We start from the raw sequence: 12,422 nt of genomic DNA, 5'->3' as shown, positions 1-12,422 counted from the left end.
GCGAGGCGCAGGCCGCAGAACGGATCCTTCACTATGTTGCCACTCTCGAGCAGGTTACAGGTTCAGGCACAGAGCATCGTGCAGCGTTTTCAGGAAACTCAGGGCGCGGACTGCGTGCTCAGCAGCCAGGAACAGCGGGTTTTGGCGTCGAGCGATTTTGTCTGCGACATGTTGCTCAGTCAGCCGCAATGGCTGGAGACGTTGCGCAAACAGCCACCGGTCGCGGACGAGTGGCAACATTACGCCGCCTGGTTGCAAGACACGCTGGAAGATGTGCGCGACGAAGCGCAACTGATGCGCGCGTTACGTCTGTTCCGCCGCGAGACGCTGGTGAGGATCGCCTGGGCGCAAGCGCAGAATCTGTGCAGCACGCAAGAGACGCTGTTGCAGCTGAGCGGGCTGGCGGAAACGCTGATCGTCAGCGCTCGCGACTGGCTGTATCAAACCTGCTGCCGTGAGTGGGGCACCCCGTGCAACGCCCAGGGCGTACCCCAGCCGTTGCTGATCCTCGGCATGGGGAAACTGGGCGGCGGCGAGCTGAACTTCTCGTCCGATATAGACCTGATTTTTGCCTACCCGGAAAACGGTCAGACCCAGGGAGGACGGCGCGAGTTGGATAACGCGCAGTTCTTTACCCGTCTGGGGCAGCGGCTGATCAAGGCGCTGGATCAGCAAACCATCGACGGCTTTGTTTATCGTGTGGATATGCGGCTGCGGCCCTTCGGCGACAGTGGTCCGCTGGTCATGAGCTTCGCCGCCCTGGAGGACTATTACCAGGAGCAGGGGCGCGACTGGGAACGTTACGCGATGGTGAAAGCGCGGCTGATGGGCGGTTCGGAAGACGCCTACAGCGAAGAGTTGCGCAAAACCCTGCGGCCGTTCGTTTTCCGTCGCTATATCGATTTCAGTGTGATCCAGTCGCTGCGCAATATGAAAGGCATGATTGCCCGCGAAGTGCGGCGGCGTGGGCTGAAAGACAACATCAAGCTGGGTGCCGGCGGCATCCGCGAAATTGAATTTATCACTCAGGTATTCCAATTGATCCGCGGCGGGCGAGAGCCGGCGCTGCAGGGGCGATCGCTGCTGCCCACGCTGCAGGCGGTGGGGGAACTGGGGTTGCTGGAGCCGCAGCAGGTACAGGCGATGAGCGCCAGCTACTTGTTCCTGCGCCGGCTGGAAAACCTGCTGCAGGCCATTGCCGACCAACAAACGCAGACGCTGCCACAAGATGAGCTCGATCAGGCCCGTTTGGCCTGGGGCATGGGGTTCGACGACTGGTCGACGCTGCTCGCGGCGCTGGACGAGCATATGCAGGCGGTCAGAGCGGTATTTAACGACCTGATTGGCGACGATAGCCCCGATGTGGGCGAAGATCCCGATTATCAGCACTACCACAGCCTGTGGCAGGATGCACTGGAAGAACACGAACTGGCGCCGTTGACGCCACATCTGGATGAAGAAGCGCGCAGGCAGATGTTGCGTACCATCGCCGAGTTTCGTCACGACGTCGACAAACGCACTATCGGCCCGCGCGGTCGCGATGTGCTTGATCAATTGATGCCGCGTCTGCTGGCGGAAGTGTGTCCGCGTCAGGATGCGCCGACGGCGCTGCTGCGGTTGACCCAGCTGCTGTTGAGCATCGTAACGCGTACCACCTACCTTGAGCTGCTGGTGGAATACCACGCTGCGCTCAGCCATCTGATTCGCCTGTGCGCCGCTTCGCCGATGGTCGCCAACCAGCTGTCGCGCTATCCGCTGTTGCTGGACGAACTGCTGGATCCGGCGACGCTGTATCAGCCGGTGGCCCCGGACGCTTACCGCAGCGAACTGCGCCAGTACCTGTTGCGGGTACCGGAAGATGACGAAGAGCAGAAACTTGAGGCATTGCGTCAGTTTAAACAGGCGCAGCAGTTACGCATCGCCGCCGGGGATATCTCTGGGGCGCTGCCGGTGATGAAAGTGAGCGATCACCTCACCTATCTGGCCGAGGCCATTATCGATGCGGTGGTGCAGCAAGCGTGGAACGACATGGTGGCGCGCTATGGTCAACCGACCCATTTGCAGGAGCGGGAAGGGCGCGGTTTTGCCGTGATTGGCTACGGAAAACTGGGCGGTTGGGAGCTGGGCTACAGTTCCGATCTTGATCTGGTGTTTATTCTGGATTGTCCACCGGACGTGATGACCGACGGCGATCGCTGCATCGACGGCCGTCAGTTTTATCTGCGTTTGGCGCAGCGCGTCATGCACCTGTTCAGTACCCGCACCTCCTCCGGCATTTTGTACGAGGTGGACGCTCGCCTGCGGCCTTCGGGCGCAGCAGGCATGTTGGTCAGCACGGTTGAAGCCTTTGCCGATTATCAGCAGAACGAGGCCTGGACCTGGGAGCACCAGGCACTGGTGCGGGCGCGTATCGTCCATGGCGATCCGGCGCTGCATCAGCAGTTTGACGCGATCCGCCGTGAGATCTTGTGCAAACCACGCGACGGCGAAACGCTGCGGCTGGAGGTACGCGAGATGCGCGAGAAAATGCGCAATCACCTCGGCAACAAGCAGCGTGAACTCTTTGATATCAAAGCCGACGAGGGCGGTATCACCGATATCGAATTTATTGCCCAGTATCTGGTCTTAAGCTATGCAAGCACCGAGCCCCGTCTGACGCGTTGGTCTGATAACGTACGCATTTTCGAGTTGATGGCCAATTACGGCATCATGCCGGAAGAAGAGGCGCAGGCGCTCACTCAGGCCTACGTCACCATGCGCGATGAAATTCACCACCTGGCGTTGCAGGAGCATTCCGGCAAGGTCGCCAAGGGGCAATTTGCCGCCAAGCGTGAACAGGTTCGCACCAGTTGGGCGAAGTGGCTGGGTTAGGCAGGCCGGTTGCGCAATACGTTTTGCAGCTATTACAGACGTCTGTGGTAATATCTGCGCCACTAAAATTTTGTACTTTTTTGGAGTTATCGGATGAAAGTTACACTGCCTGATTTTCGCCGCGCCGGGGTATTGGTGGTGGGTGACGTCATGTTGGATCGCTATTGGTATGGGCCGACCAGCCGTATTTCACCGGAAGCGCCGGTGCCGGTGGTCAAGGTTGAAACCATTGAAGAGCGTCCCGGCGGTGCAGCAAACGTGGCGATGAATATCGCTTCGCTGGGTGCCAACTCACGCCTGGTGGGCTTGACCGGTATTGATGACGCGGCGCGTGCACTGAGCGCCAAGCTGAACGAAGTGAACGTGCGCTGTGATTTCGTTTCGGTACCGACGCATCCGACCATCACCAAGCTGCGCGTGCTGTCACGCAACCAGCAACTGATCCGTCTCGACTTCGAAGAAGGGTTCTCCAACGTCGATTCGCAACCCATGCTGGAACGCATCCAGCAGGCGCTGCCGCAAATTGGTGCGCTGGTGTTGTCTGACTACGCCAAAGGCGCGCTGAGCCAGGTACAGAGCATGATCCAACTGGCGCGGGCCGCCAAGGTGCCGGTGCTGATCGATCCAAAGGGTTCCGATTTTGAGCGCTATCGCGGCGCGACGCTGCTGACGCCAAACCTGTCTGAATTCGAAGCGGTCGTGGGGCACTGCAAAGACGAAGCCGAGCTGGTCGAACGCGGCATGAAGCTAGTGGCGGACTTTGAGCTCTCCGCGCTGCTGGTCACCCGTTCCGAACACGGCATGACGTTGCTGCAATTGGGCGTTCCGCCACTGCACCTGCCAACCCAGGCGCAGGAAGTGTTTGACGTTACCGGCGCCGGCGATACCGTGATTGGCGTGCTGGCCGCCGCGTTGGCTGCCGGTAACACCTTGGAAGAGTCCTGTTTCCTGGCCAATGCCGCTGCCGGCGTGGTGGTGGGCAAACTGGGGACCTCTACCGTTTCCCCGATCGAGCTGGAAAATGCGGTGCGTGGCCGTGCCGAAACCGGCTTTGGCGTCATGACCGAAGCCCAGTTGAAAACCGCCGTGGCGCAAGCACGTCAGCGCGGTGAAAAAGTGGTGATGACCAACGGTATCTTCGACATTCTGCATGCCGGTCACGTTTCCTATCTGGCGAATGCCCGCAAACTGGGCGACCGCCTGATTGTGGCGGTCAACAGCGACGCTTCCACCAAGCGCCTGAAAGGCGAGACCCGTCCGGTCAACGCGCTGGAAAACCGCATGATCGTATTGGGTGCGTTGGAAGCGGTGGACTGGGTTGTGGCATTCGAAGAAGACACGCCGCAACGCCTGATCGCCGATATCCTGCCGGATCTGCTGGTGAAAGGCGGCGACTACAAACCTGAAGATATTGCCGGCAGCGCCGAGGTTTGGGCCAACGGCGGCGACGTCAAGGTGCTGAACTTTGAAGACGGCCTGTCGACCACCAATATTATCAAGGCAATCAAAGACGGGCGTGGCTAACAGACTCTTTTTAGCCTAAATAATTCGAGTGGTATCAAGGCGGTAATCGGGTGAGTAAAAGCAGCCGACGCGGATGCAACTTGAAGTATGGCGGATAAAACGGCGGTGGCAGTGAGTGGACTGAAGCAGGAATTGAGTTTGGCGCAGGGCGTTGGGCTATTGTCCACTTCATTGCTGGGAACGGGGGTGTTCGCCGTTCCTGCGCTGGCGGCCCAGGTGGCGCAGGGCGATAGCCTTTGGGCCTGGCCGGTATTGATTGCGCTGGTGTTCCCTATTGCCATCGCTTTTGCTGCTCTGGGCCGGCATTTCCCCAGCGCCGGTGGTGCCGCGCATTTTGTCGGTCTGGCTTTTGGCCCGCGTATGGCAAAAGTGACCGGCTGGCTGTTTTTGTCGGTGATCCCGGTGGGCCTGCCTGCGGCGTTACAGATAGCCGCCGGTTTTTGGCAGGCCGCGTTCGGCTGGAACGCCAATGGCCTGCTGCTGGTGCAAATAGCCACGCTGATGGTGATTTGGCTGCTGGGCACGCGCAGCGCCGGTTCCAGCGCCAATATTCAAACGCTGATCGCCATGCTGGTGGTGGCGCTGGTCGCCGCAATTTGGTGGCGTGGCGGCATCTCTCCTGCTCAAATCCCCTGGCCAGCACTCGACGAAATATCTCCCCCTAATTTGTTTCACGCGTTGGCGGTGATGTTCTGGTGCTTTGTCGGTTTGGAAGCCTTTGCGCATCTGGCAACCGAGTTCCGCAACCCTGAGCGCGATTTCCCGCGTGCCCTGCTGTTTGGCCTGCTGGTCGCCGGGGCGGTGTACTGGGGTTGTACCGTGGCGGTGTTGCACTTTCACGCGTACGGTGAACATCAGGCGGCGGCCGCGTCGTTGCCGGGTATCGTGGTGCAACTGTTTGGGCAACATGCGTTGTGGGTAGCCTGCGTCATAGGTTATCTGGCTTGCTTTGCCAGCGTGAATATCTATACCCAAAGCTTCGCCCGGCTGGTGTGGTCGCAGGCGCAGGATCGGCCAGCCAGCGCGTTGGCTAAACTGTCCGCCGGACAGGCACCGGTCAATGCATTAAGCGCGGTGGTGGGCTGTTGCCTGCTGTTTACCCTGCTGATTTATACGCTGAAACTGCCGTTGGATATGCTGTTGGTGTATGCCAATGGCATCTTTGTGCTGATCTACCTGCTGTGTATGCTGGCGGGCTGTCGAATTTTGCACGGACGTTCGCGGTTAATGGCGGCGGTAGGGCTGGGGCTGTGTTTGCTGCTGATGGTCATTATCGGCTGGAAAAGCCTGTATGCGCTGGGGATGTTCGCGTTGATTTGGCTGGTGTTGCCGCGCAGGCCGAAGGCGGCGTTAAAACGGCAGTAAGGGCGCGATGCCGCGCCCTTAGCGGTAACTATTCTGCGTCTGGCTGTTGTGCGGCTGGTGCTGCGTTCAGCTTGCTTTCCAACTCGTTCATGCGTTGTTCCAGCAACGCCAGCTTTTCACGGGTGCGCAGCAGCACCTGTGTCTGAACGTCGAACTCTTCGCGGTTGACCAAATCCAGACGGGTAAGCTGCGACTGCAGCACCTGACGGATTTTTTTCTCAACGTCTTCCCCGAATTCACGTACGCCTTTAGGCATGGATTCATGCACCTGGCGTGCGATCTGTTCAATTTTTTTCGGGTCAATCATGGCGTATCCCTTTCAGAGTTTAATAGCTGTCGTCTAGTGTAATGCGAGTTGCCCGCCGGATAAACTAATAACCGCATTCCCTGTGATTGGCCGAATTGTGCTTTTGCCAATTGCCCTGATTAATCATTAGCGTTATAGTCGAGAAGCTTATTCTCAGGGCGGGGTGCAAGTCCCCACCGGCGGTAAATCACCTTCTACGGTGAAAGCCCGCGAGCGCTCAGCCAGTCTCTTGCAGCTTGGTTAGAGGTCAGCAGATCCGGTGTAATTCCGGGGCCGACGGTTATAGTCCGGATGGGAGAGAGTAACGGTATCTGCCGGGTTTGCGCCCGCTTGCGTTATTTTTTTAGCTATTGCTAGCTACTCCTCAAGATCGCCCTGGTTCTGGTAATCCATAATTTTTTAATGAGGTTTTTTACCATGAATCAGACCCTACTTTCAGATTTCGGCACGCCGGTAGAACGCGTAGAGCGAGCTATTGAAGCATTGCGCAATGGCCGCGGTGTAATGGTGCTCGATGATGAAAATCGTGAAAACGAAGGTGATATGATCTTCGCCGCAGAAACCATGACCGTTGAGCAGATGGCACTGACCATTCGCCACGGCAGCGGTATTGTGTGTCTGTGTCTCACCGAAGAACGTCGTCAGCAGCTCGAACTGCCGATGATGGTGACCAACAACTCCAGCCAGTTCCAGACGGCCTTCACCGTGACTATCGAAGCGGCGCAGGGCGTGACCACCGGCGTGTCCGCTTCCGATCGCCTGACCACTATCCGTGCGGCCGTGGCCGATAACGCCAAGCCAAGCGATCTGAATCGTCCTGGGCACGTTTTCCCGCTGCGCGCGCAGCCAGGTGGCGTGCTGAGCCGTCGTGGTCACACTGAAGCGACTATCGATCTGGTCTCTATGGCCGGTTTCAAACCTGCCGGTGTGCTGTGTGAACTGACTAACGACGATGGCAGCATGGCGCATGCGCCGGAAGTGATCGTGTTTGCCAAACAGCATGATATGACCGTATTGACCATCGAAGATCTGGTGGCTTACCGCCAGGCTCACGAAAAGAAAGCCAGCTGATAACGAACTGACTTTCTGACGATGAAAAAAGCCGCGTAATGCGGCTTTTTTTGTGGCTGAAAACCGTTAACCTATGCCGCCGCTTTGCAACAGCGTCAGGCTGAATCCCATCACCGCCATCCCACACAGCACGCCGTAGCTCGGGTTATTGTGCGGATCGATTTCTTTCGCCAACGGCATCAGTTCATCAACCGACAGCGCCACCATGATGCCGGCAACCGCCGCCATAATCGACGCCATTACCACCGGTGAAATCATCGGGCCAAGCAGCAGGAACGCCAATACGCCGCCGAGAATCTCCGCCATGCCGGATATACCGGACCACAGCAGGGCTTTGGTCTTGGAGCCGGTTGCGGCATATACCGGGCCAGCCACCGCCAGACCTTCAGGAATATTGTGGATAGCCACGGCCAGCGCAATGCCCATGCCCAGTTCCAGGTCGGCGCTGGCGGTGACGAAGGTAGCGATGCCTTCCGGGAAGTTGTGCAGGCTGATGCCCAGCGTCAACAGCACCGCGGTGCGCTTCAGGTTGTGCGGTTTCAGCGGTTGCTGCATCAGATCCTGCGGGTGCTGGTGCGGCAGCATGCGGTCCAGCGCGAAATACCCCAGCAGCCCAAGCATGAACATGCCGTAACCCATCATCGGCGACATGCCGACGGTGTGCAGCGCCGCGGGCAGCATTTCCATCAGCGATATCAGCAGCATAATCCCAGCGGCAAATCCAAGAGCAAAAGCCAGCATTCGGTTGGAAGGCTTCTGGCCAATAATGCCGAACAGGGCGCCGACAAAGGTGGCGCCGCCGGCCAGCAAGGTCAGGAGCAGCGGTACGGACATGGTTGTCTCCTTTTATGCTGAAATTATCGTTTATTTTCTGATACTAACAGAGTAAAGGCATAAATCGAGTGGATTTGGCTGATTGTTTCTATCGTTTTAACCGTTCAAATTTATTGAAGATCATCATCACGGTTATCCGGCTGTGTCGCCGTGGCAAACGGCGTAGTCTAGTCCCCATCATGTTTGCGACTGACCAAGGATCTTGTATGAACAGCTCTCGTATGCCTGCACTTTTTCTCGGCCACGGTAGCCCGATGAACGCGCTGGAAGAAAACCGCTATACCCAGGCCTGGCGTCATCTGGGTGAAACGCTGCCGCGCCCGAAGGCCATCATTGCCGTTTCTGCTCACTGGTACACCCGTGGCACCGCGGTGACCGCGATGGAAAAACCAAGAACCATCCATGACTTTGGCGGTTTCCCGCAGGCGCTGTTCGATACCCGGTATCCGGCGCCAGGATCCCCTGAGCTGGCGGCGCAGATCCAGCAAGTGTTGGCGCCGATTACTGTCACGGCAGACGACAGCGAATGGGGCCTGGACCACGGCACCTGGGGCGTGTTGATTAAAATGTATCCCGAGGCGGATATTCCGATCGTGCAGCTCAGCATCGACGGCACCAAACCGGCGGAATACCATTATGAACTGGGCCGTAAACTGGCGGTGTTGCGTGACCAGGGGGTGATGATCGTCGCCAGCGGCAACGTGGTGCATAACCTGCGGATGGTAAAATGGCAGGGGGACGCCACCCCTTATCCGTGGGCCACTTCGTTTGACCGGTTTGTGCGTGATAACCTGAATTATCAGGGAGATAACCACCCGCTGGTCAATTTTATGCAGCACGAAGGCGCAGCGCTGTCTAACCCGACGCCGGAACACTACCTGCCGCTGTTATACGTACTGGGCAGTTGGGACGGCAAAGAGGCGATAACCCTTCCGGTGGAGGGCATCGAGATGAGCGCACTGAGTATGCTGTCGGTGCAGGTTGGCTAAAGGCTCTACGCCGGCCTCAGGCTGGCGTAGATTGATCGGCAAAGCCGCAGGATTGGCGGATCACCAGCGAAGGCGGCAGGATGATGCGTTTTGGCGGTTCATCATTGCCTTGAATGCGGCTATACAGCAGTTCCCCCGCCTTGCGGCCGATCTCGCGGGAGGCCACCGATACGGTGGTCAAACCCGGCTGCACCAGCGACGCTTCGGTAATATCATCAAACCCTATCAGCGCGAAATCACGGCCAATCTGGCGCTCGAGTTTGCGTAATGTCTGCATCACACCCAACGCGACAATGTCCTGATAGCATAACGCCGCCGTGATTTCCGGATGGGCCATCAGCAACTGCTCTGCAGCCTTGGCGCCGGAGCTTTGGCTGGCCTCGCTGTCGACGATCCATTCGCCCTTGACCACAATCCCCCGTTCCAGCAGCTTGCTGGTGTAACCCCCCAACCGCTGCGCGCGGGTGGTGGAGTTGATGGATCCTCCGATGAAAGCAATATTGCGATGGCCAAGATCCAACAGATGCTGGGTTGCCAACTGTGTGCCAAGGAAGTTATCTGTGCCGACAAAGTCAAAGTGCGCATCAGCCACCGGCCTGACCACCATGATGGCCGGGATCTTGCGGCGTTTCAGCGTTTCAAAAAACAGGCTCGGCGTTTGTCGGGCGGCACACAGCACCATACCGCTGGCGCTGTTTTGCAGCAGCGAGTCGACAAATTTTTGTTGCCTGTCGGCCGATTCTTCGCTGTTGGCCAGAAACAGCATCAGTTGATGGCGTTCCATTTCCTGACTCAACCCGGCGGTCATCTCGGCGTAAAAAGGGTTGGTGATGTCATGTAGCAGCAGGCCGACCTGATTGCTGCTGCGATTGCGCAGGTTTGCCGCGGTCTGATTGTAAACGTAGCCCAGATGATCGATGGCGCTCAGCACACGCTTGCGTGTTTCATCCGATATGCGGCCACGGTTGCGCAATACCATCGAAACCGTAGCGGTGGAGACTTTTGCGTATGCGGCGACATCCGCCAAGGTTATGGTGCTCATTTCATCTCCTGTCGATACTGGCTTTTACATCAAGGTATATCGATTAACCTTTTTCTGTGTGATTTCGTTAAATAGAGTGTGACGACGATCGCGATTTATAAGCTTTTTAGCGGGTTATTATCCGTTATATGAGGTTAATCTCGTTAATCAGCCTGTTTGTTGTGGGGTTAATCGATTAATCTTTTTCTATCTATTCAGTGCATAGGCAGAAGGATATGACAGAGCAACAGCGCAACGCAACAAGCTATGACAAACACCCGGAAGTGGCGGTTCAGGGCTTTGATCATGCCGCCTGGCAAGGTTGGCCGGCGGTGGTCGAGGCAGTCAGCCGCAAGGTTGCCGCCGTCGGGTTATGTAAAACCCTGTTGGTGGTGGATTGCTACCCTGGGGTGAATTTGGCAGAACTGAGCGAGAATCTTATCCATCCGCTGAAGCCAGCCAGCAGTATCAACGCCGAATTGGCCAAATATGATGAATCGCATATTCACGCGATGATTGAACGCAACTTAACCGATGACCGCGTTTTTGGCGTGCTGTCATGCCATCAACTACCTGAATTTTTTGATGATGAGCGCGTGCAGCAGCTGCGCGATCAAATTGCGAGCGTCGACAGTGGCCTGGTAGTGATTTATGGACCGGGCGCGGCGTTGATCGCCGAGGGCGATGTGCTGGTGTATGCCGACATGGCTCGCTGGGAAATCCAGCAGCGTTTTCGCCGTGGTGAACTGGGCAACTGGGGCGTCACCAATGTGGACGAAGACGTGTTGCGTCGTTACAAGCGGGCCTTTTTTGTGGAATGGCGGGTGTTCGATCGCCATAAAACCCCGTTGTTGCAGCGTGCTGACCTGGTGTTGGACACCAACCAGGCAGGTAAGCCCAAGGCCGTGAGTGGCGAGGCATTCCACGCTGGATTGCAGCAGGTCACCCAACGTCCATTCCGCGTCGTGCCCTTTTTTGACCCCGGTATTTGGGGCGGTCAATGGATGAAACAACAGTTCGATCTCGACCCGACGGCAGCCAACTACGCGTGGTGTTTTGACTGCGTGCCCGAGGAAAACAGCCTGCTAATGCGTTTTGGTGACGTTCGGGTCGAGATCCCCTCACAGGATTTGGTGCTGTTATACCCGAGGCCCCTGCTGGGCGAGCGCGTACACGCCCGTTTCGGCGCCGAATTCCCGATCCGTTTTGACCTGCTGGATACCGTCGACGGGCAAAACCTCAGCTTCCAGGTGCACCCGCTGACGGAATACATCCAACAGCATTTCGGCATGCATTACACCCAGGATGAAAGCTATTACATTCTGGCGGCAGAGCAGGGAGCCGAAGTGTATCTGGGGATGAAAAACGGTACCGATCCGCAGGCGATGATGGCCGATCTGGCGGCCGCCCAAAGGGGTGAAAAGGCGTTCGACGATTGCCGTTTTGTGAACCGCTTCCCGGCGCGTAAACACGATCACTTCCTGATCCCGGCTGGGACGGTGCACTGCTCAGGTGCGGGTACCATGGTGCTGGAGATCAGCGCTACGCCGTACATTTTCACCTTCAAACTGTGGGACTGGGGCCGTGTGGGATTAGATGGCCTGCCGCGTCCGGTGCATTTGCAGCACGGTGAGCAGGTGATCAACTGGCAATGCGACACCGACTGGGCAACGGAGCATCTGGTTAACCACGTTGAACCGGTTGCTGAAGGGCAAGGCTGGCAGGAAGAGCGAACCGGCCTGCACGAGCGCGAATTTATCGAAACCCGCCGTCACTGGTTCAGTGAACCGGTATTACACCATACCGAAGGGCGAGTGAACGTGCTGAACCTGGTGGAAGGAGAAGAGGCAGTGGTTGAAAGCCCTGAGGGCCATTTCGCTCCCTTTGTGGTGCATTACGCGGAAACCTTCATCGTCCCGGCTGCGGTCGGGGCGTATCGCATCAGCCCACATGGCCGCAGCCTGGGTAAAACCCTGGGCACCATCAAAGCCTGGGTAAGGGGATAAACATTATGTTGAAAGTGATTGTGACTTCTCATGGGCCGCTGGCCGAGGCGTTACTGAGCAGCGCGCGCATGGTTTACGGCGAGTTGCCGGGGACCAGTCATGTCGGTCTGAGTGAAGGCGCCGGCATCGAGGCTTTTAAGCGGGACTTTGCCGACGAACTGCGTCGGGTGAGCGCAGGGGCTGACGGTGTGTTGATACTGTGCGACATGCTGTGCGGTACGCCGTACAACGTGGCCTGTCGTCACGCCTTTGATCCCAATGCGCCAGTGCCGATGGCGGTAGTGACCGGCGTGAATTTCCCGATGTTGCTGATGAGTGCCGAATTGCTGGAAGGAAAGGATGTTCAACTGGCGGCACAGGAGCTGGTGGCGCAGGGCGGTGAGGCGATTGCGCTTGCCCGTCCGGCGGTGACGGCGCAAATGGACGATTTCTGA

The 12,422-nt window shown here is 57.6% G+C and carries 10 protein-coding genes and 1 riboswitch; of the genes, 7 read left to right on the top strand and 3 right to left on the bottom strand.

Features of this window, described 5'->3' with window-relative positions:
* The first annotated feature begins 33 nt into the window (after positions 1-33).
* The 3 genes from glnE (at position 34) to yjeH (ending at position 5,760) form a co-directional block, all read left to right on the top strand.
* Positions 34-2,871 carry a bifunctional [glutamate--ammonia ligase]-adenylyl-L-tyrosine phosphorylase/[glutamate--ammonia-ligase] adenylyltransferase gene (gene glnE, locus H0S68_RS21440; protein ID WP_410529010.1) on the top strand — a complete coding sequence of 946 codons (2,838 nt, stop codon included), beginning with the start codon at positions 34-36 and terminating at the stop codon, positions 2,869-2,871.
* A 93-nt stretch (positions 2,872-2,964) separates the two neighbouring features.
* Positions 2,965-4,395, top strand: a complete 1,431-nt coding sequence (gene hldE, locus H0S68_RS21435) for a bifunctional D-glycero-beta-D-manno-heptose-7-phosphate kinase/D-glycero-beta-D-manno-heptose 1-phosphate adenylyltransferase HldE (protein ID WP_020828712.1) — start codon at positions 2,965-2,967, stop codon at positions 4,393-4,395.
* Positions 4,396-4,506: 111 nt separating this feature from the next.
* Positions 4,507-5,760 carry an L-methionine/branched-chain amino acid transporter gene (gene yjeH, locus H0S68_RS21430; protein ID WP_128864572.1) on the top strand — a complete coding sequence of 418 codons (1,254 nt, stop codon included), beginning with the start codon at positions 4,507-4,509 and terminating at the stop codon, positions 5,758-5,760.
* A 28-nt stretch (positions 5,761-5,788) separates the two neighbouring features.
* Here the strand turns inward: yjeH and ubiK are convergent, their stop codons facing one another.
* Positions 5,789-6,067 (bottom strand): ubiquinone biosynthesis accessory factor UbiK, encoded by a 279-nt coding sequence (gene ubiK, locus H0S68_RS21425; RefSeq protein WP_006328184.1) that lies wholly within the window; start codon positions 6,065-6,067, stop codon positions 5,789-5,791.
* Positions 6,068-6,212: 145 nt separating this feature from the next.
* A riboswitch (FMN riboswitch) is annotated at positions 6,213-6,374 on the top strand.
* A 110-nt stretch (positions 6,375-6,484) separates the two neighbouring features.
* Here ubiK and ribB point away from each other — a divergent pair.
* Positions 6,485-7,138 carry a 3,4-dihydroxy-2-butanone-4-phosphate synthase gene (gene ribB, locus H0S68_RS21420; RefSeq protein ID WP_020828709.1) on the top strand — a complete coding sequence of 218 codons (654 nt, stop codon included), beginning with the start codon at positions 6,485-6,487 and terminating at the stop codon, positions 7,136-7,138.
* A gap of 66 nt (positions 7,139-7,204) precedes the next feature.
* On the opposite strand, the gene zupT is transcribed toward ribB, so the two are convergent.
* Positions 7,205-7,972: a zinc transporter ZupT gene (gene zupT / locus H0S68_RS21415; protein ID WP_020828708.1), complete on the bottom strand. Its 768-nt coding sequence runs from the start codon at positions 7,970-7,972 to the stop codon at positions 7,205-7,207.
* Between the two features lie 206 nt (positions 7,973-8,178).
* On the opposite strand from zupT, the gene ygiD reads away from it, so the two are divergent.
* Positions 8,179-8,961 carry a 4,5-DOPA dioxygenase extradiol gene (gene ygiD, locus H0S68_RS21410; protein ID WP_020828707.1) on the top strand — a complete coding sequence of 261 codons (783 nt, stop codon included), beginning with the start codon at positions 8,179-8,181 and terminating at the stop codon, positions 8,959-8,961.
* Positions 8,962-8,977: 16 nt separating this feature from the next.
* Here the strand turns inward: ygiD and H0S68_RS21405 are convergent, their stop codons facing one another.
* Positions 8,978-10,003: a LacI family DNA-binding transcriptional regulator gene (locus H0S68_RS21405; RefSeq protein ID WP_044553550.1), complete on the bottom strand. Its 1,026-nt coding sequence runs from the start codon at positions 10,001-10,003 to the stop codon at positions 8,978-8,980.
* 215 nt (positions 10,004-10,218) lie between these two features.
* Between H0S68_RS21405 and H0S68_RS21400 the strand changes: the two genes are divergently transcribed.
* Positions 10,219-11,988, top strand: coding sequence for a class I mannose-6-phosphate isomerase (locus H0S68_RS21400; protein WP_400826850.1), 1,770 nt, complete (start codon positions 10,219-10,221; stop codon positions 11,986-11,988).
* 5 nt (positions 11,989-11,993) lie between these two features.
* Positions 11,994-12,422 carry a PTS sugar transporter subunit IIA gene (locus H0S68_RS21395; protein WP_020828704.1) on the top strand — a complete coding sequence of 143 codons (429 nt, stop codon included), beginning with the start codon at positions 11,994-11,996 and terminating at the stop codon, positions 12,420-12,422.

This window comes from Serratia sp. AXJ-M, assembly GCF_046531865.1.
GTDB classification, from domain to species: Bacteria; Pseudomonadota; Gammaproteobacteria; order Enterobacterales; family Enterobacteriaceae; genus Serratia; species Serratia liquefaciens.
This window is presented reverse-complemented; position numbering and strand designations above follow the sequence as displayed.